The sequence below is a fragment of the Flagellimonas sp. HMM57 genome, assembly GCF_021390175.1.
Lineage (GTDB): Bacteria > Bacteroidota > Bacteroidia > Flavobacteriales > Flavobacteriaceae > Flagellimonas.
Genome location: NZ_CP090004.1, coordinates 224,900 through 250,225, shown reverse-complemented (window position 1 = coordinate 250,225; position 25,326 = coordinate 224,900). Strand labels below are relative to the sequence as shown.

The following is a 25,326-nucleotide window of genomic DNA, read 5'->3' as shown; positions in this document are numbered from 1 at the left end:
CAAAACTTTTGTCATATATAAAAATCAATAAAAAAATGATACGTATTAAAACTTATAACCCGTTATTGTTCATGCTATTTGTGATAGTACTTTTCTCGTGTAACTCCAGTGATGATGCAGAGCCACAAGATAGTGAGGAAATAACGGCCACTAAAGAGAAACTGGTTGGGGACTGGAAATTGGTAAGCAGCACCATTGACAATGAAAGTGTTTCACCATCCGAATTCGAGTGCTTAAAAAACTCAACGGCCACTTTTAAACAAGATGGTACTTATAAATTAACTTTTTTAAAACAAGGAAGTAGTTCCACAAATCTTTGTTCTCTAACACGCACGCAATCTGGGGAATATACGGTTACTGGTTTGAACAAGGTTACCCTCTTTAATTTTGATTCTGAAATCGAGTTGATTGACGACACCTTACAGATTACCTCCAAAGTTACCAATGATAGCGGTGAACAGGATCAAATAGATATTTTTATTAGAAGTGACAATGCAGAATTAGAGGAAAATGAGGAAGAAGCAACGGATAATCTCGAAACCGATGGCCAAGAAACAGATGGTGATGACAACACTTTTGATGGAACAGAGGTGATTCAAATTATATTGGGCAAGTGGCAAATCGACGCTGATCAGGATTGCCTTGAAAAGAACACAATGGAATTTAAACCCCAAAGTGTTTTTGAGTTTATTCAGCACAAAAAAACCTTTAATCGTAGAGATTTGTTAGACTATAATGTAAGCGTAAGTTATCCTTTACCGGAAAACATTAAGGCAACAATTACCAAAGGAAACGACATGGTTGTTTTTGATACCGATGCAGAATGTCAATTTACCAAAACGAGCACGCTGGAATATGTTGTAAAGGACGAAAAGACCATAGTACTTAAAAACATCTCTGGAATCAAACTGTTATTGGAAGATAACGATACCATAAAGCTTGTATACACATTCACTGATAGCAATGCCAATGAACAGACCAGGGAATTTATTTATAAAAAGCTATAAGGGGGCTGTTTATTCGATAAATCAGAAGTCTAAGTAGCTATAGTCGGTTTTTAGGAAGTCTATCATAAACAATGATATAGAGACATATGATATGGCTAAGAATTGAAATCAATCTATATTGATGTTGTACTCATTTTTGGAATTCGAGTTTTGTAGCTCCTTGATAAAGGATTTCATCTCATCGGTAAGAAGCAGAAATTTTTGATTGTCCCAAAAGATTTTATTGTAAGGGTAATCCAATTTTAAAACATCTTTGGTTTTGGGAGCATTCTCCTTGATTTTATCCGTTTTGACCAGATTAAGGCCAAACCATACATAATTCGCTTCGTACATTATGGGGCTAGGATTGTCCCCATCGAATAATTCTACTTTGGCGTTAAGCTTGGCTTTATTCATATAATACAATGCGGTCTCTTTATCCTTTAAAAAATGTATATTGATTTCATAGAACACATTACGATACTTTATTCCTCTTTTTTGGGTAAACTCTTCGGTTGGCCCATTTCCTACAAAATAGTATTCTTCAACGGCCATATCCTGGGAATCGATAATATAATACCCTTTTGCCGAAGAGTTTTCAAAAGTGTCTCTTAATTTGAACGTTAGTTTGTTCTTTTTACCGTCTTCAGCTAAGTTTTCTTTAAAATCATAGTCTTTGGGTGATATGTAAATAGAAGAAAATGCCCGGTCAATTTTTGCAAATCCCCACATTTCAAAATAAATGTTATTTTCAAGTATTGCTGTTTTTCGCATATTGGTAACATGTACCTTGATATTGTTTTTTGGTCTAGGTTTTTTGCTAGTTGCCAAAAGCTGTTTTCTTCTTATCAGACCGTTTATATCCTGCAGTTTTATAATGCTGTCATTTCGTTTTAATAAGGTCCTCATAAAAAAGGACTCGGTATATGGCTCAAAGGGATAGTTTTTTCCAATGCTGATAAAATCACCTAACGAGAACCCTTTATTCGTCACGACCACTTCATTTAACTCGTAAAACTGGCTTCTCATAAACAATGTATCAACAGTGGTGTGGTTTTTTTCCACACTTTTCGAGAATTTTTCATAGCCAATAAGATTAAAATGGATACTATCGGTAGCAACTTCAAGTTCAAACCAACCATTTGAATTGGTAAGGGTGTGGTTTCCTTCTGTATAGGCATCCACAAATTCCAAAGGTTTTTTTGTTGCTACATCCAAAACAACTCCTTGAATGGTATTTTGGGCACATATATAAAAAGAAAGGAACAGTAGGGTTATAAATAAACGCATATTTTGATTCATCGAGTTTGGTCAAAAAGAAGTAACAGGATATAAACGACTTATTGAAATGATTTTGGGAAAAGAGGAATAAAAACTCGAATAATTATTGATACAAAATATGAGATCACCTTAAAATCAATAATCTCATAAAAGCATAGTTCGTCCAAAGGTTTTCAATACCCCTTAATACGTGGATTGTGTATCGAAGCTTTGTTCCATAAAAGAACGACGGAGACCGCTACTACAAATCTCCGCCGCTATTATTAAACCAACTCAAAAAAACTTTACTCTTAATTAATACCAATGTCGATTTGCTCTTGACATGAATCACTCCATCGAGCATTTTTTATTGTTCGATATAAAACAAAGATGAGTCTTTAGTACTGAACAGGTATATAAAATGTGCCCATATTGGTTAAAACCGGGATAAACAAGCCGTTAAAGGGGATTGTCATACGCTAACTTTATCCACAAAAACACCTTGAAACATCCCATTTTTAAAGGAATTGAGCACTAATTATTGGATATTTCCCCAATATGGTCATTCTTTGATTTGCAATCAATATTTAAAATCCTTAATAAGCAAACCTGTCAAATGAAAAAAAGGACATTGCCAAAATATTACATGAATGCAAGGAGTATCCGGGAAACCAAAAGAACGGGGAAACAACATATGATGGAGCGTTTGGAAAATGGGAACTCGGTACTCGTTGCGGTTACCGGCTATGACCCATTGACATTTACCAGAAGTCCGAATAAACGCTGACATCATGAAAGATTAGACCTAATTTTTTTAGACGCCGTATTCCTATAATTCTAATTTTTGATGATTTTAGTTGTATTGGTATCGATTAGTTGGAATATCAAATGGGTAATCCAAAAACTTATCAATGTTTAAAAAAGATAAATAGAGCCATCCTGCCAACAGGAAATGAACCAACAAAGATATGTGACCTCGTAGAACATGGAAATAAAAGTCTAAATCAGTATAGTATCTAAAAGCATGAAAAGAAATTAATTGTGATTTTTAAGCTTTTTTACTATTTCCCTGTTTATCATTTCTTGTGAATCTAAACCAGCAGCTGAAAATTCAGAGAATACCGTTGAAAATGTATTATTGGATGAATGTAAGGAGTTTATGAAAGAAGCTTCTTTGTTGATGGGGAAGGTGCTTACAGATAATGAGCTCGCGAGTTTCTTTTTTTGGTCTTTTTGATTAATACATAGCCCAGTGGACCCCATAGTCATTATTTGCTAAGATTCGTCCTGCCTTTTGATATGCATTTCTCTTCATTACTTGGCGAACTACCAGAGTATATCCAAGGGGAATTGTGGCCTGCCGCTCAATCCCGCCAAGTTATACTGCTATTACCTTTTAGCCGGTTAAATAGGTTTTGGTATCTAAAACTCATGAAATAACCTTATTGAATATTTATAATGTCCATCTATGGTACTTTGCATCTATTTCTACAACGAAGGTTATTTCCATTGTCCCTCTAATCTCCTTTCTCGTCCCCAATTTTACTGGCTCCAACACTTTTTTTGGATGGTATCGTGTTAAAAATTAAGATTTGCTAAAGACAATCTTCTTAAATGGGATTGGTTTTCATAGGAGTGGCTGTACCAAAGGTTGACCCTCTGAGGACTTTTTTCATTTTCTAAGTTAGTTTTTTTTTCATACATGAGGTTTAGACGGCGACGGGGATTTTTTAAATCAAGTCCTCGTCGTTATGAAAACCATCCTCGGCCCTGAGGGAAGGTAGATTTTAAGGCAAAGGGCATTGACTTGGCCATAATTTGAAAAATAACCTGTACACCATGAGCGCAAGGAAATTGTACAAAAAAATCCTAGAAGAGAACAAAAGGCTCGAGGAAGAGAACGAAAGTCTCATTTCTGATATCAGGATGTTGGTCCAAAACGATTTTTCATCCGATAGAGTGTACTTGAAGTTGAAATGGCGAAAATACTTTGAAAAGGAGGAAACCTTCAAAAAACTGTGGAAAGAGATTCAACCGAGAAAAGATCGTGGGAATCAATCAACATAAATATTTAAATGAAGCTTCAAATTTATGCGCTATGGCTTTTACACCGACAAATTACCGAACACTTTAGACGGCAATATAACAGAAGCAAGTACTGCCTGCAGGTTTAAAACCGTCACCAATTTTAGACATGGATATCAATTGAATAAACAACAATAACTTTTAAAAAATGAATAGATTAAGAAAAATGAAGGCAATAATTCTTGTAGCAGTAATGGTATTTGCGGCAACATTATCCACTTCATGCAATAGTGAAGAAGATCTTCTGCCCCTAGTGGGCACCTGGTTACAGTCCTCAAGCTCAACGGAGGAGTTTACAAACAATGTTTCGGACGGCATAACAACAGATACCTTTGATGCTGATAATGTCTTTAAAATTACCTTCAATACAGATGGAACGTTTAGTGACTTTTCATCTTACTCTTATACCGATAATGGAGATGTTATTGTTGAAACATCGAGCGATGCTGGAACATATTCGGTCATTGGGAACCTACTTTCTGTTACCTATGACGGAGAAACCGATACAGAAACAGCTGAATTTACTTTGAGCAAGACACGGCTTGGCATTGTGCATGTAGAGGAATTTACTGAAAATGGTGATCAAAAGAGACTAGTTACAATAGCGACTTACGATAGACAACCACAATCTAAATAAACGGCAATATGAAAAGCATGGCCTACATGACCATATTGCTTTGTTTTACAATGACCTTTGCACGGCCCCAGGTAGATGCGGTCAAGGTGACGGAAACTAAATCCAGGAATCGAATCGCTTTTTTTGCCGAGAACAGGACCTTTACGGACTATGACGTATTGTTCGAGGTAAAGGGCACCAATTTTAGGCAGAGTACGGCCAAACCTAGATGGATCAGGGTTCCCGCAGCATCTAGGGTCCACTTAAGGACCATTGTTTTACTTAGGGACAAACGACCGGTCTATACCAAGACACTAAGGACCAATGACAGTTTATCAAAACGGGCGTGGAAAAAGGAGTTCGAGGTATTGAACATTCCACCGCCGAAGATTAAGCCAAATAAGCAGATTACCATCTACACATCCAAGGAGTGTGATGTCTGCGATAGCATTGTAGCTCAACTCAATTCCCAAAATTTCATCTTCAGGAGTTTTTCCTTGAATGAAGAACCCGGAATAAAGGAGCAATTGGGCCAAGTTTTGTCCAAATCGGCGCAAGAGATGGATTCCTTGTCCAGCCCCATAATCAGTCTGGGAGGGAAGCTCTATAGTAGAATCACCACTTTCGACCGGATGATGGAGGAAATGGAAAAGGATTAAAGTTGTTTTGCGCTGTCAACTCTTGTAAAACAAAAATGCTAAGATATGATAAAGAACAAACTAAAATTTTTATGTACAATACCTTTTTTAATGGCTTTTCAATGTGATGACGATTTTGTTTTTCTTGAGTACACTCCCTACAAAACGAAAGTGACCGCTAAATTGAATTTTTCACTGAACGATACGATTTGGATATATGGGAAAACATCCAGCAAAGTGTTCGCACAATCCGTAAACGACTCCGTTTTTAACGATACTCCCTATGAGGACGTATTTTCAATATATAAGTTTATCCAGCCCACCAAGAGTTCCAACTGTATAGATGCGGTGGACAAATTTGATTTGATTTCCGATAAGGGCGAAACTTGGTTTCTTTCCTCTTGTCCAAATGCGCATATCTCCATCTCTCCCGAATTGGAGGACAACAATGATTTTTATAGCTATAGGATAGGGTTAAGGACCAAAGATATTGGCGATTATGTTATAAGTTGGAGAGATGCCAGAATTCAAAACCCGAATAGGAATGAATTTATAATAGAGGACTATCTAATTGAATCGTTACCGAATGAAATTGGATTTGATTCATGTGGCTCGATTTCTTGGCGGTCATTGGACGAGTCCGATAAAGAATATTGTTTTAGAGTTGAATAAAAAAACATTTTACAACAAATTTATTGGACCCCCGCCAGTAAACACTTCGCTAAATTTGAAATAGTATAAAAAGATTTGCCAAGAAGCATTAAAATCAATCTTAACTTAGTTTGCACGCAAAAATCAGGTAATTATATTCATTTGAACCCAGCTCCAAAACGATTCTTGTTAAAACGCACGCTACCAAGAATTTATAATTTTATGGGCTAATCTGTATTTTGTGACCATGGTCTCTGGGAGCTTTTCAATAAATGTATGTGCAGAATGATAGCAGGTAATATCAATATGGCTATTTAAAGGAAATGGCCAAATCTTACTGTTATCCACAAGAGCATTCTGTTTCATGTTGCTAGAAATACATTTACTACGACGGAAATATTGTCCAATGGGTGCTCTATCGAAATGATACATAGACACTCCCTTGGGATATACAAAGCTGTCCACTACATAGATATATACCAGAATGGTCGAGATTGAGATAAGAGAGAGTATAAACAAATATGATGGAACATTATAAAGAAAAGTAGTAAAGCAATAAGTAATTGTTAATCAATATCACATAATCACCATCAAACCAACAATCCAGTAAAAGTAAAAGGCAAAGTTTGTAACTGGGTTTTCCAATACCTTGAGACGAGCATTGTTGGCATCAGTGCTATTGGATTTCGTTTAACAAAAAACGACGGGAACCGCTATTCTATGTCCCCGCCGTTGCTATTAACCTAGCTCAATAAGTCAAGAAAGCTTACCCTTTTAAAATTAATGGGTAATTTAACCCTACGCTAACACTCCAATAACATATTGATGAACACTAATTGTCAACAAAAATGGTTCTTTAGTGCGAGACTAGACGATAAAATGTGTCCATATCGGTTAAAACTGGGACGAACAAATTGTTAAATGGGATTCCCAACTTCTTATTCATCTCTAAAGGAATCGTGTAAGATTCCATATTTAAGGAGTTTCAGTGCTAGTTATTGGATATTTCCCCTCTGTAGGGTAATTTTTTGATCTTTGATCAATATTTGGAGCTATAAAGAGCAAACCTGTTAAATGGAAAAACGACTACAACTAATAACACGTGTAGTCTTTGTGGTGCTAGTGGGACTTATCGACTACAGGCATGCAGTAGATGATAGACTTATTCCTAACTATAACAAATACTATGCAATGCCTCGAAATCGGTAGCAGACAGGGAATGGATTTCCGGTAAGGATAGGGTATAACCCAAGACAACATTGCCATTGCTGGCAAAGACTAGGTTTCCTTCTACAGCTAATATGGGCGAAGATGCCGCCAATTTAATGTCCTTCATAATTCAAAAGGGTGTTTTGTTTGTTACTGATACGCTTGGGAAATACAGGAGTCCTCTGGAGCCGTTGGGATCGGTGGGCCACTTTTGTCAATAGGATGAACAGCATTGAATTCCATACTAGGGCGCCTACAATACGGCCCAAACCAAAAGAAAAGATAATGACCAGTAAGGAACCAATTATGGACACCATCTGCAGTGCAAACAGTGACAGGGGTAATCCAAAAATCAGTGCCCGTTTACGAATGTTGCGATACACCTCGTATTGTTTCATCATACACTTATTGAGACTCCTAGAGGTTCAGACTACGATTCCAATGAGATAGGTGAAAATGCCAACAACCGCTCCGGCAATCAAAACAAAGACCAATACACGGGTGATGCCTTTTTTGAGGTCGGTGTTCTCGCCAAAGAAATGCCCTGTATTGAACAGGAACCCTATCAGAAAGATGACTCCCAGAATAATGGGGAAAATGGCGCGGATGGTATCCGAGACATCAGCTACGGAATCTTCAATGCCCCCAATCTGAGCAAATAGCGTGTTGGAAATAAAAAGCAACAAGAGTGATGCATACCAGTATTTTCTCATATCAAAAGTGTTTTTGTATTCGCGTTTTTTGATAGTCGAAAAGTACAGATATCAGAAATATAAATAATTGATAATCATATATTTGTGAATAACATATGGGTTGAAATCAATTGGTTTTGTTTGTTATTATCCGACCCCAAATCCTATGATATGGATTTTTGGGATTGTTGATAGCCCATTTTTTAATAGGGGAAGAAGTTCCAAAAACTGCAATAGGATTCTAACAAGGGCCATGGAGTAGCTACCATTTAGCCTTAGATGATTTTTATGAATTCCTTTTGAATGTCTTCACCCACTTTTTTGGGGAGCCCCAATTCCTTGTACAGGCCTTCCCATTTCGAAATGCTCTCTTGTACTTCTTGGATGATTCCCTTTGGGTTTTTGATGGCATAGGCATCGGCAATAGTGGAGATATCTTTAAAAGTGATATCGGTACGTTTGTCATTGATGGATAAGGCCCTTGAAACAGTGGTGTAGTTGTAATTGATGTTCAGGGGATAGGTCAAATCATAGGCTGGTGCTAAATTCCAGGAACCCGATACCCTGTCATAGATAAAACTGTGATTTTTTAAATGGTCATCGATGTTGGCCATGACCACATTGAACACCATACGTTTAAACAACTGTTGGATGTCTTTATAGGGTACCTTTAGGTCCAGTGCCAATTTGAACAGGTTTTCATAGCTCGAATCTTGCGGGTTTTTAAAATCCCATCCCGTCAATCCAGAAGTGGTCAGGACATGTTGTTTCTCACCATGTTGCCTATCGTAACGTAGTGTAGCAAAATGTTTGTCGTCGATGAGCTTGGAGTCCATCATGGTAATGCCACATGCTTGGGCCATTTGGTAATAGGCATATTCTACCTTTTCCTTGTTATAGCCCCATTCCTCGTCCATGTGCAGCTTGACCAGGTAATGGTTGTAGTCGGCACTATATTCCATGTCACCTGGGATGATGCGGCCTGTTGCCTTATGTTCAGAAATTAAGATCTTGGGGCGCGCTCCCCCGGCGGAGGTACCTATCTTAAAGATGTTCAATAGGCCCATCTCATTCAGACCATGGTCTGAAGTATTCTGTTTTAGGTCCAGGACCTTATGCAGCACGTCAACAATTTCGGTGATATCAATGGTGGTCGACTTTGGAATTTCCATTGTGGGAGTGTACTCCAGTGCCCCCATACCTCGATTGGATACATAGGTGAGTTGCTCCAAGGATGTGATTTTTTTGTTTGCCCCTTCTTTGGCCTCAAACCACTCCTTGAAAATAATATTTCCGAACATGTCCGGAAGGGAGTCGGCAATCATAGGAGGCAGGCCCCTGAAGGTTTCACCTTCAAACTCGGTAAATACTTGGCGTGGTTTAACACGTTTGAAGATATAGGGAAAAACATTGGGGTACTGACCGGACTCCAAAAACTCTGGGTTATATTGAAAATAGGAGGTCCGCTTGTCCACGTCGTAACCTATTTTTCCGATTTCCAGCCCAAACAATAGTACCGATATGATATCATTTCTGGCCATCTTAATAGAGTGAGTTAGTATCGTTGGAACGTTCCATATCCTTTAATGCACTGTACAGTTTGTTCAACAGATCAAAATGATGGGTTATTTTGAGTACGGTATCCAAAGTCGCGTTTTTACCGTTCTCAAATTTCTGGATGGTATACCGGGACAGGCCTAAGACCTCTCCAAGATCTTCCTGCGATATTTCGTAAATTTGTCGCTGTTGTTTGCAGAGCTTGCCCAATTGTAACTTTACATCCTTGATAGTGACCGCATCTAACATATTCTGTTTATTATAATACACAAATATACATAAAAATGCATTAAATGTGTATTATAGTACACAATACTAACTCCTTTTGTCTTTGGTGTTACTATCAAATGCGACTAGATTGAACAGTTCCCGCATCCGACTCCGTACCCGATTTCCATAGAGCTCTTCCAGTTCCTGAGCGTTTAGGTTGGTGGTCGCATGGGTCTTGATATGGTGTTTTAAAAACAAATCGTGGTGGGAAGGCAGAATCTCCCCCATCACATTTCCCAAGGGAATATTCCACTGCACTTTCCTTGATCTTACAGGGGTTCACCATAGTCCTTCTCTTTGATGGTTTTTAGGTTGCCCCTAAATGGGACAGTGGGAACAGTTTTGTCCCCATTTTCAAAATTGGAAACTATGGAAATTTTAGTTCTTTAATGCATCGGTGATAGGTGGATTTGTGACCAAGTTTGTGACCATTTTGGAATTATGTTGACGATTTGTGGCCAGAACATATCAAATAATACCAAACTAAATGATTTCCCTAAAAACATAAAACCCTGCCAATCATAAAATTAGCAGGGTTTTGGTTTTCTTTGATAACCGTTTTAGTGACCTGACTGGGGCTCGAACCCAGGACCCTCTCCTTAAAAGGGAGATGCTCTACCAACTGAGCTATCAGGTCTTGCTTTTAACAACACAAGGAACTTGCGTTAAGCGGCTGCAAATATAATATCAATAATTTATTTTGCAAGATGATTTAGTGATAAATTTGTCTTTTTTTGAAATCAATTTTAATTCTAGTAAATGAAAGTAGTTTTAGTAGGATACATGGCAAGTGGAAAGTCATCTATTGGTAGATTGTTAGCCAAAGAGTTAAGTATGGAATTTATCGATTTAGATGAATACATGGAAGAGCAATTGGGCAAATCGATAACAACTATTTTTTCACAGAAAGGAGAGATTTATTTTAGAAAAAAAGAACACGAAATGTTAGAGAGAGTTCTGAATGGGAATAAATCAATGGTACTTTCAACAGGTGGCGGCACCCCATGTTACGCAAACAACATGGAAACCATCCTAAAAAAATCCGATTATTCAATTTATTTGCAATTGTCTGTTCCCAGTTTGGTCGATAGAATACAAAATGAAAAGGAAAAAAGACCTTTGGTGAAAGACATTTCGAACTCAGAACTACCTGAATTTATTGGAAAGCACCTGTTTGAAAGAAGACAGTTTTATGCTCAAGCCAAACACACGGTAGATAGTGCGGACAAGAGCGTGGTTGAACTCACATCAGAAATTAAAGCACTGTTACTCTAAATAAACGGCATCATTCTTTGATTTGAACTCGACCCTTATGTGCTCATGTAAAGAAGTTGAAAGTGAAATGCCTTTATAATCGGCCTTGATTGGATATTTTTTGTGGTTTCTGTTTACCAAAACAGCTGTTTTTAATTGTTTTATAGGTGTCTTGAGAAAATGATGGACACCATAGATCAACGTTGTCCCGGAATTTAGTACATCGTCTACCAACACAATGGACTTGTTTTTGTACTGTTCCTCTAAAATTGAGGTGCTTACTCCGCTTTTAAGCGGGTTCTTTTTATCCATTGATATTTTGCACAAGGTAATTTGAGCTTCTGTAATTTTTTTGAGAACTGCACCTATTTTCTTAGCCAGAAGCAATCCTCCTCCATCTATTCCCGCAACAATAATTTCCTTTTCATTAACATTGGCCTCGTAAATTTGATACGCTATTCGTTTTACGGTATGTTGTAACTGCTCGTGATTTAATATTTGGTTCTTCATGGATAGAATGAATTACAATCAAAGATAAAGAAACCAACTATTCAGATTCATCCAAATAGTCATCAATATCTCGTCTATCTTTTTTTGTGGGTCTTCCCAGCCCTTTTTTTCTATAGTGATCCTTTGCGGATTTTACAAGTTCGTTATGTGCAAGTGCCTCTTTTGGGGTGGTGTCTTTTCTATAAATATCCACTAGTTTTGCACCTACTCGACTTTCGGGTATGTCCAATACGGTCAATTGATAGTCAATTTGGTTTTTTCTTAAAACGATAGTATCCATAGGATATATCTCTCTAGATGGTTTTACCACACTACCGTTTACACGAACTTGCCCTTTTTTAACAGCTGTGCTAGCAACGTTACGCGTTTTATAGTATCTAATACACCAAAGGTATTTATCAATGCGCATACACTCTGCAAATCTTTGTTAATGAAATCAACAAAAATAGCGGAAAATTGTATCTTGCGCAGCTAAAATGTAAACTTGATGAAGTACGGAGTTTTTGTTTGCTTGTTTTGTATAATTCTATTCACATCGTGTAATAATGATGATAATGGGGTAACTCCAGAATCTGTTCCGCCTAGGGTTGTGTCGGAAGTAGCTCCAGAGAATGATGAAGAAATACAGGAATTTCTAAAGACGCATTTTTACAATTACGACGAATTTAGAGTACCACCAGTCGATTTTGATTTTAAAATTAGAATAGATACCATTGCTGGAGATAATGCTGATAAAAAATCCTTATGGGAGGAAATAGAGATAGACAGCATCAAAATATCTTCTGCACAATTTGGTCTTGACGATGGAGAAGAGGACATTGTGCACAGATATTATTATTTGATAGCTAGGAATGGGGAAGGGGGGAATCCTACCATTGCTGATTCTACTTTTCTCAAATATGAAGGCACCTTGTTGGACGGTACTCTTTTTGACGGATCTACACGTTTTTTGTGGCAAGAACTCCCTTTTTTTCTGAGAGGTTTTTCAAATGGAGTCTCGAAGATTTCTTCTGGTACAACAGATCAGATTACACAGAATGCTGATGGCACAATTAGTATTTCAAATAGTGGAATTGGATTAGTTGTCATGCCATCTGGGTTGGCTTACTATAATGAAATACGGGGTAATATACCACAATATGCCCCATTGCTCTTTAAACTTGAAGTTGGATTATTTGTTGAAGACACTGATAATGATAACGATGGCATACCTTCAATTTTGGAAGACTTGGATGGCGACGGTAATCTTTTTAATGACAATACTGATTTACAAAGTGAAATAGATGCTAGGTTGCAGACTGCATTTCCAAACTTTAGAGACGCCGATGATGATGGGGACGGTAAACTAACAAGAGATGAAATTTCAGATGAAGAAGGAAACATTATCATCCCTTATCCAGATTCCAATAACGATGGTATTCCTGATTACTTAGATCCTAATGTAAATTAACAAGGATATAAATTAAAAAAAGGGCAACTTAAAAAGTTGCCCTTTTTTATTTTAATAATCCTTTTTGTCTATAATTTTAGGGAAGCAGCAAAAATGACTTGAGACGGCCTTGAATCGACCCTACCTTCAATGTCTGCAATATTATTGGAAATAAAATTAGCTTCGTTCTTGGAAAATCCACGTTCGTAGCGAACATCCAATCCTAATTTTCCAAGATTGACACCAGCTCCAATATTTAGGCCAACGGTGAAGTCATTTTCAACATCGTCAATATTGACGCCTTCCAAATCATTGCTCAAGGTATATTGAAAAGCCGGTCCAGCGAAAACATGTAAAGGTCCCACTAGTTTATATCCTAAAAGTACGGGTAGGTCCAATCTGGATACATCATAATCCCTAGATTCTCCAGAAACGTCATAATTACTCTGGGTTCTTGTATAAACAAGCTCTGGCCTAAGATAGATTTTTGGAAAATCCAGTTTTCCCCAAAATCCAAAATGATAGCCCGCTTTTCCTTCAGCTCCTTCAGTTATGTTTTGTCCAGCATCACCCACCGAACTAATAAGATCTCCGTTTTTGTTGTAACTAAGCCCAGCTTTAATACCGAAGCCAGTTCCGCTTTGTGCAAATGCAGCCGTACCCATAAGGCACACCGCTGCAATTAGAAGTGTTTTTTTCATAAGTATTTCTCGTTTTAATTGATGAAGATGTATCAAACTTGATACCGAAATTATTTTCTCTTCAATACTTTTAAAACGGCAGATTCAATGGCTTTATTGTTTAGACCATACTTATCCATAAGCTGATCTGGGGTTCCACTTTCCCCAAAAGTATCTTGTGTTGCCACAAACTCCTGAGGCGTAGGATAGTGGCTTGCCAATACTCTTGAAACACTTTCGCCAAGACCACCAAGAAAATTATGTTCTTCTGCGGTAACCACGCACCCCGTCTTCTTAACAGAATCTAAAATAGCTTTATCATCCAGTGGTTTGATGGTGTGTATATTGATTACTTCGGCGGATATTCCTTGGTTTTCTAAATTCTCAGCAGCAATTAATGACTGCCAAACCAAATGTCCTGTAGCAATTATGGTTACATCTTTACCCTCATTGAGTAGTAATGCCTTTCCAATTTCGAATTTTTGGTCAACCGGAGTAAAGTTAGCCACTTTTGGCCTTCCAAAACGAAGATATACGGGACCGTGATGTTCTGCAATGGCCAATGTAGCAGCTTTGGTTTGGTTAAAATCACATGGATTGATCACTGTCATGCCCGGAAGCATTTTCATTAGACCAATGTCCTCTAGGATTTGGTGGGTCGCACCATCTTCACCCAAGGTAATTCCCGCATGGGATGCGCATATCTTCACATTTTTATCGGAATAGGCGATGGACTGACGTATTTGATCATAAACCCTACCTGTAGAAAAGTTGGCAAATGTACCTGTAAACGGTATTTTGCCTCCAATGGTCAAACCAGCGGCGATACCCATCATGTTTGCCTCGGCTATGCCAACTTGGAAGAAACGTTCTGGGTTTTCATCAATAAAAGTTTGAATTTTAAGGGAACCCACGAGGTCGGCACATAGTGCAACAACATTTGGGTTGGTTCTTCCCAGTTCGGTCATTCCAGCTCCAAAGCCACTTCTAGTATCTTGTTTTCCTTGATCTGTATATTTTGTCATGTTTGTAGTCTTCAGAATTAATAATCACCTAAGGTTTCAGGGTTTTGTGCCAGTGCGGTCTCCAATTGTTCATCATTTGGGGCTTTCCCGTGCCATGCATGGGTATGCATCATAAAATCGACTCCATTACCCATCATTGTGGTCATTACAACACAAACGGGTTTTCCTTTGCCAGTTCTGTTTTTTGCTTCGTTCAATCCTGCAATGACTTGTGTAAGGTCATTACCATTCTCAATTTCCAAGACATCCCAGCCAAAGACCCTAAATTTTTCAGCGACATCACCCAATGGGAGTACATCTTTTGTAGCTCCGTCTATTTGTTGTCCGTTTAAATCTATGGTGGCAATAAGATTGTCCACGTTGTTTCCTGCAGCATACATAATGGCTTCCCAGTTTTGCCCCTCTTGCAATTCTCCATCACCGTGTAAACTGTAAACCAAATGATTATCACCATTCAGCTTTTTAGCTAGAGCAGCGCCAATGGCAACGGACATACCCTGCCCCAACGAACCAGATGCAACTCTAACCCCTGGTAATCCTTCATGCGTAGTAGGGTGTCCCTGTAATCGGGAATCTATCAATCTAAAGGTATTTAGTTCTTCGACCGGAAAATATCCTTTTCTTGCCAAGACACTATAGAATACTGGCGAAATATGACCATTGGAAAGAAAAAAGAGATCTTCATCCTTTCCGTCCATATCAAAACCATCTTTTAGGTCCATAATTTCATGATACAGTGCAACAAAAAATTCGGTACAACCAAGAGATCCTCCAGGGTGTCCCGAATTTACTTTGTGTACCATTCTTAGAATATCTCTGCGTACTTGGACTACAATATCTTGCAGTTCTTGGGTATTTGCCATAGTGTGATTTTTAATAGTGTCAAAAGTAACCGCATTCATTGGGCTAAACAAGTATGAACAGATTAATTTATAAAACACTTTACCTAAACAAACTTTATTTTTTTGTTAAGGCTTGGTGGAAATGAGTTGGTTATATTTGCGGTTTTAAAAAGGAAGATTGAAATTTAGTTTAGTACAAAAGGATACACAGAGTAAGGCAAGGGCGGGAGAGCTGGTAACTGACCATGGTAAAATACAAACACCGATATTCATGCCAGTGGGTACTGTGGCCTCTGTAAAAGGTGTGCACCAGAGAGAACTGAAAGAAGATATCAACCCCGATATTATTTTAGGAAATACATATCACCTTTATTTACGTCCGGGAACCAATATTTTGGAAAAGGCAGGTGGTCTTCACAAATTTATGGGTTGGGATAGAAATATTTTAACGGATAGCGGGGGGTATCAAGTATATTCTTTGTCAGGTAACAGAAAAATCAATGAGGAAGGCGTAAACTTTAAGTCTCATATCGATGGATCTAGTCATTTTTTTACTCCTGAGAATGTAATGGAAGTACAGCGGACAATAGGCGCGGATATTATTATGGCCTTTGATGAATGTACGCCTTATCCCTGTGACTATGATTATGCTAAAAAATCCATGCATATGACCCATAGATGGTTGGATAGATGTATCTCCCATTTGGAAAAACTCCCATTTAAGTATGGCTATTCCCAGAGTTTCTTTCCAATTGTACAGGGTTCTACCTACAAGGACCTAAGAGCACAATCTGCAGAATATATTGCTTCGGTAGGTGCAGAAGGTAACGCCATTGGTGGTCTGTCCGTGGGGGAGCCCGCAGAAGAAATGTACGAGATGGCAGAAATTGTATGCGATATTCTGCCAGAAGATAAACCTAGATACTTGATGGGCGTGGGAACACCTATAAATATCTTGGAGAATATTGCTTTGGGAGTTGATATGTTCGATTGTGTAATGCCAACTCGTAATGCTAGAAACGGAATGTTGTTTACGGCCCATGGGACCATCAATATAAAAAACAAAAAATGGGAAGATGATTTTTCGCCCATAGACGAAATGGGAATCACTTTTGTGGATACCGAGTACTCCAAAGCCTACCTAAGGCATTTGTTCGCGGCCAATGAATATTTGGGCAAGCAAATTGCTACGATACATAACCTTGGTTTTTATCTCTGGTTGGTACGAACCGCAAGAGAACGTATTTTAGCTGGGGATTTCTTGGAATGGAAAAGTAAAATGGTACAACAAATGGACAAAAGACTATAATGCTTACCATACTTGATAGATACATTTTAAAACGCTATTTAGTTACCTTTTTAGGGATGTTGCTGCTATTTGTTCCCATTGGAATAATGGCCAATCTGGCCGAAAAAATAGGTAAGATCATTGATAATGAGGCCCCGTTGAGCGAGGTAATCGTATTTTACAGCAATTTTACTTTGGTCATTGGTAATCTGCTCCTTCCCATCTTTTTATTCCTGTCCATCATCTTTTTTACTTCTAAATTGGCCAGTAATACTGAGATAGTAGCTATACTAAGTTCCGGAGTTTCCTATGCTCGCTTTTTGCGTCCGTATCTTATTGGTGCTTCGTTAGTGGCGATTCTCATTTTTATGATGGGTATGTTCATAGTTCCGCACGCAAGCATTGGATATAATGAATTTGAATATAAATATTTCAAAAAAGGACGTCAGGACAGGGTAACCAATAATATTTTCAACCAGCTCAATGAGAATGATTATTTATATGTGAGCAGTTTTGACCCTGCAAGAAAAATAGGGTACAATTTTACCTATGAGCATTTCGATTCCATTAAAAAATTGGACTATAAAATATCAGCTTCTAATATTCGGTGGATAGAAAAGGATAGTATTTACAGGTTGACCAATTACGCAAAACGAAAACTTAGGAACAATATCGAAGTTATGCAGACCAAAAGAAGGCTGGATACGCTTTTTACATTTAAAATTGAAGATCTTACGCCGGTATCCTATGTAGCGGAAACAAAGAATTTGTTTGAGTTGAACGAATTTATAGAAGACCAGCAGCGAAAAGGAGCGTCCAACATCAATGCTTACATCCTGGTAAAATATAAGAGATGGGCATTGCCAATAGCCGCTTTTATACTTACCGTAATAGCGGTTGCGGTATCTTCGGTAAAGCGAAGGGGTGGAATGGGCTTAAATCTAGCTTTTGGTATAGGTGTTGCGTTTATCTATATTTTCTTCGATAAAGTTTTTGGGACGTTGGCGGAACAATCTGGTTTTTCCCCGCTATTGGCGGTTGTTGTTCCCAATCTTATTTTTGGCGTCTTTGCAGTGTATATGCTGATGAAGGCCAAACGCTAATGGATTGAATTTTTATTGTTCAATTAATTTATACAACTGATTAAGGAGTGTTCTTTAAAGTTTTATATTTGTCCACATTATTTTCTGAAACCAACTTTCCATGGAATATTTAGATTTTGAACTGCCCATTAAAGAGCTCGAAGACCAATTGCAAAAGTGTATGGTCATTGGAGAAGAAAGTGAAGTAGATGTCACCGAAACCTGCCAGCAAATTGAAAAAAAACTGGGAGAAACGCGTAAAGATATTTATAAAAACCTAACTGCATGGCAGCGTGTCCAGTTGTCCAGACACCCTAACAGGCCATATACAATGGACTATATAAATGCTATATGTGGAGATACGTTTTTAGAGCTTCATGGCGATAGAAATGTTAAGGATGACAAGGCCATGATAGGTGGTTTAGGCAAAATTGGTGACCAAAGTTATATGTTCATCGGTCAACAAAAAGGATACAATACGAAGACCCGTCAATACCGTAATTTTGGCATGGCGAATCCAGAAGGATATAGAAAGGCACTACGTTTAATGAAATCCGCTGAGAAATTCGGAATCCCTGTGGTATGTTTTATTGATACACCTGGTGCTTATCCTGGTATTGAGGCGGAAGAAAGGGGACAAGGAGAGGCGATTGCCCGTAACATCCTCGAAATGACCCGTCTTAAAGTCCCGATCATTGTTGTTATCATTGGAGAAGGCGCTTCTGGTGGTGCATTGGGCATTGGAGTGGGAGATAAGGTACTGATGTTGGAAAATACATGGTATTCGGTAATTTCTCCTGAATCCTGCTCTTCTATTTTATGGAGGAGTTGGGAATATAAAGAGCAGGCAGCAGAAGCCTTGAAACTTACCGCTACCGATATGAAGAAACAAAAATTGGTAGATGAAATTGTACGCGAGCCTTTGGGTGGTGCACACACCAATAGGGATAAAACCTTCGATACGGTAAAAAACAAAATTTCGGCCCATTTTGCAGAATTGCAAAAGTTATCACCAAAAGAATTGGTAAAAACCCGAATGGAAAAATACGCTGAGATGGGTGTGTTCAACGACTAATAGCGATTTTCTCTTGTTATCTTATTTTAAGTATCTTTTCTAATTAAACAATTTTGTGTTATTAACACATATTTTTAGTTATCAACAGTAGTTTTGTTAAACACCTGTGGACATCACGACTCATGAATTTAAAGTTAAGTAAAGGTTAATTACCTACTTTCGCACCTATGGATAAACCTAACCCCGTTATTGGTCATAAAGTTGATAAGTCAACACTTATAAATTTGGAGCGAGGAAAAATACCACCTCAAGCTGTTGATTTAGAGGAAGTTGTGCTTGGAGCTATGATGATTGATAAAAAGGGAGTGGATGAAGTAATAGATATCTTACATCCTGATGTTTTCTACAAGGAAGCCCATCGGTTTATTTATGAAGCTATCTTTAAATTGTTCGAGTCATCGGAACCTGTGGATTTATTAACCGTTTCGTCGCAATTAAAGAAAGACTCACGTCTGGAAGCGGCAGGTGGTGATTTTTACCTGATAAAGCTTACGCAAAAAGTTGCTTCTTCCGCTCATATTGAGTTTCATGCGCGAATTATATTGCAAAAATATATCCAGCGTAGCCTTATAAAAATATCCAACGAAATTATTGAGGATTCGTATAGCGATGCTACCGATGTTTTTGATTTATTGGATACAGCTGAAGCAAAACTGTACGAAGTCACGCAGGGAAACTTAAAACGTTCTGCAGAAACAGCACAAAACTTGGTGATTCAGGCCAAGAAGAAGATTGAAGAAATTTCCAATAAGGAGGGTATGAGCGGTATACCTTCTGGCTTTGATAAACTGGATAAACTCACTTCTGGCTGGCAACCGAGTGATTTGGTCATTGTAGCTGCAAGACCTGGTATGGGTAAAACGGCATTGACACTTTCAATGGCCAGAAACATAGCGGTTAATTCAGAAATTCCTGTGGCCTTCTTTTCTCTGGAGATGTCATCTGTTCAATTGATAACCCGTTTAATTTCATCGGAAACAGGGCTTTCCTCAGAAAAATTAAGAACAGGGCGGTTGGAGAAACACGAATGGGAACAACTGAACGTAAAGGTCAAGGCACTGGAAAAGGCGCCACTATTTATTGATGATACACCTTCACTTTCAATTTTTGACTTACGGGCCAAGGCAAGGCGATTGGCATCACAGCATAAAATAAAACTGATTGTTATTGATTATTTGCAATTGATGACGGCTGGTGGTAGCCAAAAAGGAGGTAATCGTGAACAAGAAATTTCAACTATATCACGAAACTTAAAAGCGTTGGCCAAGGAACTTAATGTACCCGTTATCGCACTTTCACAATTGTCACGTGCCGTGGAGACAAGAGGTGGGAGCAAACGTCCGATACTTTCAGATTTAAGGGAATCTGGAGCTATTGAACAAGATGCGGATATTGTATCCTTTATTTATCGTCCGGAATATTACAAAATTGATGAGTGGGACGATGAAGAGCGTACCCCTACACAAGGCCAGGCAGAATTTATAGTGGCCAAGCACCGTAACGGTGGATTGGATAATATTAGGTTAAAGTTTATTGGAGCTCTAGGTAAATTTGATAACTTGGATGACTTTGATTCCCCGTTCGAGTTTCAATCAAAGATGAATGCGGATGAAGAGAATCCCTTTGCAACACCAAATCTTCCCAGTACGGACGAAGCTTTTGGTAGTGCAATGAACGATGGAGACCCAGATGACAATGACGTACCTTTTTAGAATCTTACAACAGATGTCATTTCGAGCTAAAGCGAGAAATCCCATCATGGTATGTTTCTTTTTCTTTTTTATAAAAGCATCGGCATCGGTCATTCTCATTCCTATGGATGCAGATGGTCAAGAAAATCACTTAAAAGCATACGGTATTACCTATTGGGTGCTTACCAAACAGCAAAAGGTACAGTGGTTGTTAAATTACCGGGGAGGTTCTTTTTTGTTTCCAGATGGAGAAGCTATACGCAAGGAATGTCAAATTCGTGGCGTTTCCTTTGAAGTATTATCTGATGGGCAAGCAGAAAAGATCCTGGATGAAATCAGTAGCCCTTCACAAAATCAAGAGGCGGTTATCTTGGAAAAAGCGCCTAAGATAGCGGTATATTCTCCAAAGGGAAACCAACCTTGGGATGATGCGGTTACCATGGTGTTGACGTACGCTGAGATTCCCTATGTGAGCATATACGATGAAGAAGTGCTGGGTAATAAGTTGGTATTGTACGATTGGTTGCATTTACACCATGAAGATTTTACAGGTCAGTATGGAAAGTTTTATGGGGCCTACAGAGCAGCACCTTGGTATATAAAGAACAAAATGGAAGCAGAGGCATTGGCCCAAAAACTTGGATTTTCAAAGGTATCCGAGGCAAAACGTGCCGTAGCCCTAAAAATAAGAAACTATGTAGTAGGCGGTGGCTTTATGTTCGCCATGTGCTCTGCAACGGATAGTTTTGATATTGCTTTAGCAGCAGAAAACGTGGATATCTGCGAGCCTATGTTCGATGGCGATGCTTCGGATGCGAATTATCAATCAAAATTGGACTATGGCAATACGTTTGCTTTCACCAATTTTATACTGGAACGTGACCCATCTCGTTATGAATTTTCCTCCATAGATATGACGAACAAACGTAGAAACGTTCCCAAAGAATCCGACTACTTTTCCTTGATGGAGTTTTCGGCCAAATGGGACCCTGTGCCTACCATGCTTACTCAGAATCATACAGCTTTGGTAAAAGGATTTATGGGACAGACCACATCGTTCACCCGTGCAGAAGTAAAACCTACGGTAATGGTTTTGGGCGAGAATAAGATAAATGGTGAAGCCCGCTACATTCATGGAATAAAAGGGAAGGGCTTCTTTACGTTTTACGGAGGGCATGACCCAGAAGATTATCAGCATAGAGTAGGGGACCCAAAAACCGAGTTGGAACTACACCCAACCTCACCTGGTTATCGTCTTATTTTAAATAATGTGCTCTTTCCAGCAGCACGTAAAAAGAAGCAGAAGACTTGAATTTTTCTTTTGTAAACTGCTATTTATCAAAATTTGTATCTGTTTCACTTTTTGTTTTATCGTTCGATAAGCTCTTATGTTAAACCGATAAGCAAGGACTGTGTACTTTTATAATTGCGTTATCCCAATATTTACAAACACAGCATCCAATGGATTACCATTGTTGTTGACCACATATCGAAAACGTACTTCATCATTAGCTCGTAGTGGATAAATAATGGTTCCCGATGTACCCCACCAATCTTGATTGGGAAGGGAAGCGAATCCTCTGGTAAGATAACCCCGTAGCGTCCCATTGATAAAAATCCCAATGATGTATTTGGTATCGCCAGATGGCATATCCCTTACCGAAAATGAAGCACTCATAAAGTAAGTGCCTGTTTGATTTACCCGTATTCTACCATTACCAAGCGTCTGGTAGACACCTCCAGTATTGCTAAGTTCATGTGTGACATTGACAGGAAAATCGTAATAGGTATTGGTGCTGTTTACAATAAGGTTATTATTCCCGTTGCTAGCCCTATTTAGAACCAAGGTTTTTCTTTCACTCGAGGGTGCTACCCAATTGGAACCTGAGAAAAAATTGATTTGACCCGTATCTTCATTAAAAATGAGCATGCCATCTTCTGCACCCGAAATATCGTTGATTTCCGTTTGATTGGCGTTATGCACTTTAACCAACTCTCCAGCATTAGGTGCCTGACTCCAAGAATAAGTAAGTCCTCCTAGAAGTAGAAAGAATAAATTTCCCAATAGAATATACCTACCAAATCTGGAGGCTAGTACTTGGAGCATGCCTTAGCGTGTTTGACACTAAACTACAAGTGGAGCCTTTATAGTGCAATAAATTGTTGTAAACTTACGAATTGGCAATGTAATTGGATGTTGAAGAATAATTTAAGTGCGTGTGAGTTCCTTTATAATAGTTTCGTACTGTGGGAACTTTTCTAATAGCTCGGCTTGGCTGGGAAGGATAAAATCTTCAAAATCGAATCCTGGTGATACCGTACAGCCCATAAAAGAGTAACTGTCTGATTCTAAAGTTTTAGCCCCAAACCAATATCCACCGGGGACAACAAATTGTGGAAGTTGCCCTGATTCAAAATCAGCTCCTATTACTTGTTCCAAATAATCTCCTTCATTGGAAATCATGCACAGTTTCAGGGGAGAGCCAGCATAAAAATGCCAGATTTCATCTTGCTTTATTTTATGAAAAGCTGAAAAGGTCTCTGAGGTGAGCAAAAAGTAAATACACGTAGAATAATTTCGATTCCCCTTATAATTGGTTGGCAATGCATTCTTTTCAATTGCGCCAACACTCCGATAAGTTTCTTTGAAGTACCCTCCTTCTGGATGCGGCTCCAAATTGAATTTTTCAACTAGAAATTCAATATTCTTCATAAAAGCTTTTCTAAAATCCGCTCTACGCCAAATTCATTATTGCTCGTAGTCTCGAAAGAAGCCACTTTTTTGACGTTAGGATGTGCATTGGCCATTGCAAAACTATAGTCGGCTACTTGAAGCATTTCTAAATCATTGTTATAATCACCAAAGACCAAGACTTCATCTGTAGCTAGTCCATAAGTATCCAAAACATGTTGGAGCGCATAGCCCTTATTGGCATCTACATGATTGAGGTCTACCCAGTTTAAACCTGAAACTTTGACTTTGATCTCGTGCTCTAGAGACATCATTTCTGGATAAATAAACGTTTCTGCGCTTATGGGATGGTATACGGCAATCTTTAATATCTCATCGGTTACTGTACTATAATTATCATGAATCTCAAAGCTGGAGTAGTATTCCTTCAGCTGGTCTAAAAATGACACTGATTTTCCATCAAAATAAGACATATACTTACCACATAACATCGCATGTGCCCCTTCTATTTCATTTACTTTAGTCAATAAGCTTTGTCTATGGGTTTTCACAAGTGGGGTCACAAGAAGTTCTTCTTCTTGTTGCTTGACCAAGGCACCATTTTCCGCAATAACAATTATATCATCTTTTATTGGTGAAAGCTTCTCAATGATACTATGATATTGACGGCCACTGGCAGCCACAAATTTTATGTCTCTTTTTTTAAGTTTTTCGTGAATTTCAAAAAAGCGGTCGCTTACTTCGTGGTCAGAATTTAATAAGGTGCCGTCCATATCGGAAACCACCATTTTTATGTTTGATAAGTCCATCTTCTATTTTAGAAATGCAAAGGTAGGTGTTGAATAGGGAATGATGTAAAGTTTATATTAATTTCACGGATTATGAAATGTTACCAATCAGAAATAAGACTTAAACCTTACCCAAGGGGCTTTCATTTAATCACAGATAGTATTATTGGTGCTTTTCCTGAAATAGAAAAGATAACATCGGGAATATTGAATGTTTTTATAAAACATACATCAGCAGGATTAACAATCAATGAAAACGCCGACCCTACGGTAAGGGTCGACTTTGAGAGCCACTTTAATAAAATGGTGCCCGAGGATGCACCTTATTATATACACACCTATGAAGGTCCTGATGATATGCCTGCGCACATCAAAGCCTCTTTATTGGGAAATGCTGTTCAGATTCCCATTACTAATGGAAGATTGAACTTAGGGGTTTGGCAGGGAATTTACTTGTGTGAGCATAGGGATAGTGCAAATGGAAGAAAATTGGTGTTGACAGCTTTTGGAAATTAACACATAAAAAAACCCGCTCATTCGAGCGGGTTTTCTTAAAGCGGGATATATATTATAACTATTTTACGTTTTCTACTATTGCTTTAAAAGCATCGGGATGGTTCATGGCTAAATCTGCAAGAACTTTTCTATTGAGTTCTATACCATTGGACTTTACCTTTCCCATAAATTGAGAGTAGGACATTCCATGCATTCTTGCACCTGCATTGATACGGGTTATCCATAGTGCACGGAAATTACGTTTTTTGTTTCTTCTATCGCGATAGGCATAAAGCATAGCTTTTTCTACCGCATTTTTGGCTACTGTCCAAACGTTTTTACGTCTTCCAAAGTAACCTTTGGCTTGCTTCATCACTTTCTTTCTACGAGCTCTAGAAGCAACTGAATTTACTGATCTTGGCATAATGTTTCATTTTTTTGTAGTAGGCGATTCATTTTGAATACTTTTAAGAGCCTAACTCCATGGTTAATATTTAATGTACCGTGTTGA

General features: G+C 38.3%; 29 protein-coding genes, 1 tRNA gene and 1 pseudogene. 14 read left to right on the top strand and 17 right to left on the bottom strand.

What is annotated here, in order from left to right; all coding sequences use genetic code 11:
- Positions 1 to 35 precede the first annotated feature (35 nt).
- Positions 36 to 1,007 (top strand): lipocalin family protein, encoded by a 972-nt coding sequence (locus tag LV716_RS01210; protein ID WP_163419738.1) that lies wholly within the window; start codon positions 36 to 38, stop codon positions 1,005 to 1,007.
- 108 nt (positions 1,008 to 1,115) lie between these two features.
- On the opposite strand, the gene LV716_RS01205 is transcribed toward LV716_RS01210, so the two are convergent.
- Positions 1,116 to 2,276, bottom strand: coding sequence for a carboxypeptidase-like regulatory domain-containing protein (locus tag LV716_RS01205; RefSeq protein ID WP_163419739.1), 1,161 nt, complete (start codon positions 2,274 to 2,276; stop codon positions 1,116 to 1,118).
- 586 nt (positions 2,277 to 2,862) lie between these two features.
- Here LV716_RS01205 and LV716_RS01200 point away from each other — a divergent pair.
- The 5 genes from LV716_RS01200 to LV716_RS01180 all read left to right on the top strand — a co-directional run bounded on the left by LV716_RS01200 (position 2,863) and on the right by LV716_RS01180 (position 6,257).
- Entirely contained in the window at positions 2,863 to 3,033 is a 171-nt protein-coding gene (locus LV716_RS01200; RefSeq protein WP_163419740.1) for a hypothetical protein, read from the top strand.
- Positions 3,034 to 4,085: 1,052 nt separating this feature from the next.
- Entirely contained in the window at positions 4,086 to 4,313 is a 228-nt protein-coding gene (locus LV716_RS01195; RefSeq protein WP_163419741.1) for a hypothetical protein, read from the top strand.
- A gap of 166 nt (positions 4,314 to 4,479) precedes the next feature.
- Entirely contained in the window at positions 4,480 to 4,968 is a 489-nt protein-coding gene (locus tag LV716_RS01190) for a lipocalin family protein (protein ID WP_163419742.1), read from the top strand.
- A gap of 8 nt (positions 4,969 to 4,976) precedes the next feature.
- Positions 4,977 to 5,606, top strand: coding sequence for a hypothetical protein (locus LV716_RS01185; protein WP_163419743.1), 630 nt, complete (start codon positions 4,977 to 4,979; stop codon positions 5,604 to 5,606).
- A 45-nt stretch (positions 5,607 to 5,651) separates the two neighbouring features.
- Complete coding sequence (locus LV716_RS01180) at positions 5,652 to 6,257, top strand: hypothetical protein (RefSeq protein ID WP_163419744.1); 606 nt, start codon at positions 5,652 to 5,654, stop codon at positions 6,255 to 6,257.
- A 1,147-nt stretch (positions 6,258 to 7,404) separates the two neighbouring features.
- Here the strand turns inward: LV716_RS01180 and LV716_RS01175 are convergent.
- The 7 genes and pseudogenes from LV716_RS01175 to LV716_RS01145 form a co-directional block, all read right to left on the bottom strand.
- The gene (locus LV716_RS01175) at positions 7,405 to 7,572 is read right to left on the bottom strand and encodes a DUF3875 domain-containing protein (protein WP_163419745.1); all 168 of its coding nucleotides are present in this window, start codon (positions 7,570 to 7,572) and stop codon (positions 7,405 to 7,407) included.
- Positions 7,559 to 7,846: a hypothetical protein gene (locus LV716_RS01170; protein ID WP_317167667.1), complete on the bottom strand. Its 288-nt coding sequence runs from the start codon at positions 7,844 to 7,846 to the stop codon at positions 7,559 to 7,561. Before LV716_RS01170 ends, LV716_RS01175 begins: the two co-directional genes overlap by 14 nt.
- 24 nt (positions 7,847 to 7,870) lie before the next feature.
- Positions 7,871 to 8,158 (bottom strand): hypothetical protein, encoded by a 288-nt coding sequence (locus LV716_RS01165; RefSeq protein WP_163419746.1) that lies wholly within the window; start codon positions 8,156 to 8,158, stop codon positions 7,871 to 7,873.
- Positions 8,159 to 8,412: 254 nt separating this feature from the next.
- Positions 8,413 to 9,678 (bottom strand): type II toxin-antitoxin system HipA family toxin, encoded by a 1,266-nt coding sequence (locus LV716_RS01160; protein WP_163419747.1) that lies wholly within the window; start codon positions 9,676 to 9,678, stop codon positions 8,413 to 8,415.
- Between the two features lies 1 nt (position 9,679).
- Entirely contained in the window at positions 9,680 to 9,943 is a 264-nt protein-coding gene (locus LV716_RS01155) for a helix-turn-helix transcriptional regulator (protein WP_163419748.1), read from the bottom strand.
- A 66-nt stretch (positions 9,944 to 10,009) separates the two neighbouring features.
- Positions 10,010 to 10,198, bottom strand: a pseudogene (locus tag LV716_RS01150) (ATPase); the annotation flags it as partial.
- A gap of 330 nt (positions 10,199 to 10,528) precedes the next feature.
- Positions 10,529 to 10,601 (bottom strand) — tRNA-Lys (locus LV716_RS01145).
- Between the two features lie 122 nt (positions 10,602 to 10,723).
- On the opposite strand from LV716_RS01145, the gene LV716_RS01140 reads away from it, so the two are divergent.
- Complete coding sequence (locus LV716_RS01140; protein WP_163419749.1) at positions 10,724 to 11,239, top strand: shikimate kinase; 516 nt, start codon at positions 10,724 to 10,726, stop codon at positions 11,237 to 11,239.
- Here the strand turns inward: LV716_RS01140 and LV716_RS01135 are convergent.
- Together LV716_RS01135 and LV716_RS01130 are read right to left on the bottom strand one after the other, a co-directional pair.
- The gene (locus tag LV716_RS01135; RefSeq protein WP_163419750.1) at positions 11,231 to 11,728 is read right to left on the bottom strand and encodes a phosphoribosyltransferase family protein; all 498 of its coding nucleotides are present in this window, start codon (positions 11,726 to 11,728) and stop codon (positions 11,231 to 11,233) included. The two genes, LV716_RS01140 and LV716_RS01135, sit on opposite strands and share 9 nt — an antisense overlap.
- A 37-nt stretch (positions 11,729 to 11,765) precedes the next feature.
- A complete protein-coding gene (locus tag LV716_RS01130; RefSeq protein ID WP_163419751.1) occupies positions 11,766 to 12,137 on the bottom strand; it encodes an RNA-binding S4 domain-containing protein in 372 nt (123 codons plus the stop codon).
- A 78-nt stretch (positions 12,138 to 12,215) separates the two neighbouring features.
- On the opposite strand from LV716_RS01130, the gene LV716_RS01125 reads away from it, so the two are divergent.
- Positions 12,216 to 13,178: an FKBP-type peptidyl-prolyl cis-trans isomerase gene (locus LV716_RS01125; protein WP_163419752.1), complete on the top strand. Its 963-nt coding sequence runs from the start codon at positions 12,216 to 12,218 to the stop codon at positions 13,176 to 13,178.
- A 68-nt stretch (positions 13,179 to 13,246) separates the two neighbouring features.
- On the opposite strand, the gene LV716_RS01120 is transcribed toward LV716_RS01125, so the two are convergent.
- The 3 genes from LV716_RS01120 to LV716_RS01110 are packed head-to-tail and all read right to left on the bottom strand — an operon-like array spanning position 13,247 to position 15,725.
- Positions 13,247 to 13,858, bottom strand: a complete 612-nt coding sequence (locus LV716_RS01120) for an outer membrane beta-barrel protein (protein WP_163419753.1) — start codon at positions 13,856 to 13,858, stop codon at positions 13,247 to 13,249.
- A 50-nt stretch (positions 13,859 to 13,908) separates the two neighbouring features.
- Positions 13,909 to 14,862, bottom strand: coding sequence for a transketolase family protein (locus tag LV716_RS01115; protein ID WP_163419754.1), 954 nt, complete (start codon positions 14,860 to 14,862; stop codon positions 13,909 to 13,911).
- A 17-nt stretch (positions 14,863 to 14,879) separates the two neighbouring features.
- The gene (locus LV716_RS01110) at positions 14,880 to 15,725 is read right to left on the bottom strand and encodes a transketolase (protein ID WP_163419755.1); all 846 of its coding nucleotides are present in this window, start codon (positions 15,723 to 15,725) and stop codon (positions 14,880 to 14,882) included.
- A gap of 157 nt (positions 15,726 to 15,882) precedes the next feature.
- Here LV716_RS01110 and tgt point away from each other — a divergent pair, with 157 nt between their 5' ends.
- The 5 genes from tgt (at position 15,883) to LV716_RS01085 (ending at position 22,152) form a co-directional block, all read left to right on the top strand.
- The gene (tgt, locus tag LV716_RS01105) at positions 15,883 to 17,013 is read left to right on the top strand and encodes a tRNA guanosine(34) transglycosylase Tgt (protein ID WP_163419756.1); all 1,131 of its coding nucleotides are present in this window, start codon (positions 15,883 to 15,885) and stop codon (positions 17,011 to 17,013) included.
- Positions 17,013 to 18,095, top strand: a complete 1,083-nt coding sequence (locus LV716_RS01100) for an LptF/LptG family permease (protein WP_163419757.1) — start codon at positions 17,013 to 17,015, stop codon at positions 18,093 to 18,095. The genes tgt and LV716_RS01100 overlap by 1 nt, the downstream gene beginning before the upstream one ends.
- A 100-nt stretch (positions 18,096 to 18,195) precedes the next feature.
- Positions 18,196 to 19,149, top strand: coding sequence for an acetyl-CoA carboxylase carboxyltransferase subunit alpha (locus LV716_RS01095; protein WP_163419758.1), 954 nt, complete (start codon positions 18,196 to 18,198; stop codon positions 19,147 to 19,149).
- Positions 19,150 to 19,316: 167 nt separating this feature from the next.
- Positions 19,317 to 20,861 (top strand): replicative DNA helicase, encoded by a 1,545-nt coding sequence (dnaB, locus tag LV716_RS01090; RefSeq protein ID WP_163419759.1) that lies wholly within the window; start codon positions 19,317 to 19,319, stop codon positions 20,859 to 20,861.
- Between the two features lie 46 nt (positions 20,862 to 20,907).
- The gene (locus LV716_RS01085) at positions 20,908 to 22,152 is read left to right on the top strand and encodes an asparagine synthetase B (RefSeq protein WP_163419779.1); all 1,245 of its coding nucleotides are present in this window, start codon (positions 20,908 to 20,910) and stop codon (positions 22,150 to 22,152) included.
- A 108-nt stretch (positions 22,153 to 22,260) separates the two neighbouring features.
- Here LV716_RS01085 and LV716_RS01080 read toward each other — a convergent pair whose 3' ends face one another.
- From LV716_RS01080 to LV716_RS01070, 3 genes are all read right to left on the bottom strand, one after another.
- The gene (locus LV716_RS01080) at positions 22,261 to 22,947 is read right to left on the bottom strand and encodes a hypothetical protein (RefSeq protein WP_163419760.1); all 687 of its coding nucleotides are present in this window, start codon (positions 22,945 to 22,947) and stop codon (positions 22,261 to 22,263) included.
- 102 nt (positions 22,948 to 23,049) lie between these two features.
- The gene (locus tag LV716_RS01075) at positions 23,050 to 23,553 is read right to left on the bottom strand and encodes a cupin domain-containing protein (RefSeq protein WP_163419761.1); all 504 of its coding nucleotides are present in this window, start codon (positions 23,551 to 23,553) and stop codon (positions 23,050 to 23,052) included.
- Positions 23,550 to 24,341: an HAD family hydrolase gene (locus LV716_RS01070; RefSeq protein WP_163419762.1), complete on the bottom strand. Its 792-nt coding sequence runs from the start codon at positions 24,339 to 24,341 to the stop codon at positions 23,550 to 23,552. The genes LV716_RS01075 and LV716_RS01070 overlap by 4 nt, the downstream gene beginning before the upstream one ends.
- A gap of 72 nt (positions 24,342 to 24,413) precedes the next feature.
- On the opposite strand from LV716_RS01070, the gene LV716_RS01065 reads away from it, so the two are divergent.
- Positions 24,414 to 24,836, top strand: coding sequence for a secondary thiamine-phosphate synthase enzyme YjbQ (locus LV716_RS01065; protein ID WP_163419763.1), 423 nt, complete (start codon positions 24,414 to 24,416; stop codon positions 24,834 to 24,836).
- Between the two features lie 58 nt (positions 24,837 to 24,894).
- Here the strand turns inward: LV716_RS01065 and rplT are convergent, their stop codons facing one another.
- On the bottom strand, positions 24,895 to 25,239 hold the full coding sequence (rplT, locus tag LV716_RS01060) for a 50S ribosomal protein L20 (protein WP_163419764.1): 345 nt from the start codon (positions 25,237 to 25,239) through the stop codon (positions 24,895 to 24,897).
- Positions 25,240 to 25,326: the final 87 nt, after the last annotated feature.

Excerpts from the sequence above, each read along its gene's own strand:
- LV716_RS01210 (WP_163419738.1), top strand. The coding sequence starts at position 36 with ATGATACGTATTAAAACTTATAACCCGTTATTGTTCATGCTATTTGTG.
- LV716_RS01205 (WP_163419739.1), bottom strand. The coding sequence starts at position 2,276 with ATGCGTTTATTTATAACCCTACTGTTCCTTTCTTTTTATATATGTGCC.
- LV716_RS01200 (WP_163419740.1), top strand. The coding sequence starts at position 2,863 with ATGAAAAAAAGGACATTGCCAAAATATTACATGAATGCAAGGAGTATC.
- LV716_RS01195 (WP_163419741.1), top strand. The coding sequence starts at position 4,086 with ATGAGCGCAAGGAAATTGTACAAAAAAATCCTAGAAGAGAACAAAAGG.
- LV716_RS01190 (WP_163419742.1), top strand. The coding sequence starts at position 4,480 with ATGAATAGATTAAGAAAAATGAAGGCAATAATTCTTGTAGCAGTAATG.
- LV716_RS01185 (WP_163419743.1), top strand. The coding sequence starts at position 4,977 with ATGAAAAGCATGGCCTACATGACCATATTGCTTTGTTTTACAATGACC.
- LV716_RS01180 (WP_163419744.1), top strand. The coding sequence starts at position 5,652 with ATGATAAAGAACAAACTAAAATTTTTATGTACAATACCTTTTTTAATG.
- LV716_RS01175 (WP_163419745.1), bottom strand. The coding sequence starts at position 7,572 with ATGAAGGACATTAAATTGGCGGCATCTTCGCCCATATTAGCTGTAGAA.
- LV716_RS01170 (WP_317167667.1), bottom strand. The coding sequence starts at position 7,846 with ATGATGAAACAATACGAGGTGTATCGCAACATTCGTAAACGGGCACTG.
- LV716_RS01165 (WP_163419746.1), bottom strand. The coding sequence starts at position 8,158 with ATGAGAAAATACTGGTATGCATCACTCTTGTTGCTTTTTATTTCCAAC.
- LV716_RS01160 (WP_163419747.1), bottom strand. The coding sequence starts at position 9,678 with ATGGCCAGAAATGATATCATATCGGTACTATTGTTTGGGCTGGAAATC.
- LV716_RS01155 (WP_163419748.1), bottom strand. The coding sequence starts at position 9,943 with ATGTTAGATGCGGTCACTATCAAGGATGTAAAGTTACAATTGGGCAAG.
- LV716_RS01140 (WP_163419749.1), top strand. The coding sequence starts at position 10,724 with ATGAAAGTAGTTTTAGTAGGATACATGGCAAGTGGAAAGTCATCTATT.
- LV716_RS01135 (WP_163419750.1), bottom strand. The coding sequence starts at position 11,728 with ATGAAGAACCAAATATTAAATCACGAGCAGTTACAACATACCGTAAAA.
- LV716_RS01130 (WP_163419751.1), bottom strand. The coding sequence starts at position 12,137 with ATGCGCATTGATAAATACCTTTGGTGTATTAGATACTATAAAACGCGT.
- LV716_RS01125 (WP_163419752.1), top strand. The coding sequence starts at position 12,216 with ATGAAGTACGGAGTTTTTGTTTGCTTGTTTTGTATAATTCTATTCACA.
- LV716_RS01120 (WP_163419753.1), bottom strand. The coding sequence starts at position 13,858 with ATGAAAAAAACACTTCTAATTGCAGCGGTGTGCCTTATGGGTACGGCT.
- LV716_RS01115 (WP_163419754.1), bottom strand. The coding sequence starts at position 14,862 with ATGACAAAATATACAGATCAAGGAAAACAAGATACTAGAAGTGGCTTT.
- LV716_RS01110 (WP_163419755.1), bottom strand. The coding sequence starts at position 15,725 with ATGGCAAATACCCAAGAACTGCAAGATATTGTAGTCCAAGTACGCAGA.
- LV716_RS01100 (WP_163419757.1), top strand. The coding sequence starts at position 17,013 with ATGCTTACCATACTTGATAGATACATTTTAAAACGCTATTTAGTTACC.
- LV716_RS01095 (WP_163419758.1), top strand. The coding sequence starts at position 18,196 with ATGGAATATTTAGATTTTGAACTGCCCATTAAAGAGCTCGAAGACCAA.
- dnaB (WP_163419759.1), top strand. The coding sequence starts at position 19,317 with ATGGATAAACCTAACCCCGTTATTGGTCATAAAGTTGATAAGTCAACA.
- LV716_RS01085 (WP_163419779.1), top strand. The coding sequence starts at position 20,908 with ATGGTATGTTTCTTTTTCTTTTTTATAAAAGCATCGGCATCGGTCATT.
- LV716_RS01080 (WP_163419760.1), bottom strand. The coding sequence starts at position 22,947 with ATGCTCCAAGTACTAGCCTCCAGATTTGGTAGGTATATTCTATTGGGA.
- LV716_RS01075 (WP_163419761.1), bottom strand. The coding sequence starts at position 23,553 with ATGAAGAATATTGAATTTCTAGTTGAAAAATTCAATTTGGAGCCGCAT.
- LV716_RS01070 (WP_163419762.1), bottom strand. The coding sequence starts at position 24,341 with ATGGACTTATCAAACATAAAAATGGTGGTTTCCGATATGGACGGCACC.
- LV716_RS01065 (WP_163419763.1), top strand. The coding sequence starts at position 24,414 with ATGAAATGTTACCAATCAGAAATAAGACTTAAACCTTACCCAAGGGGC.
- rplT (WP_163419764.1), bottom strand. The coding sequence starts at position 25,239 with ATGCCAAGATCAGTAAATTCAGTTGCTTCTAGAGCTCGTAGAAAGAAA.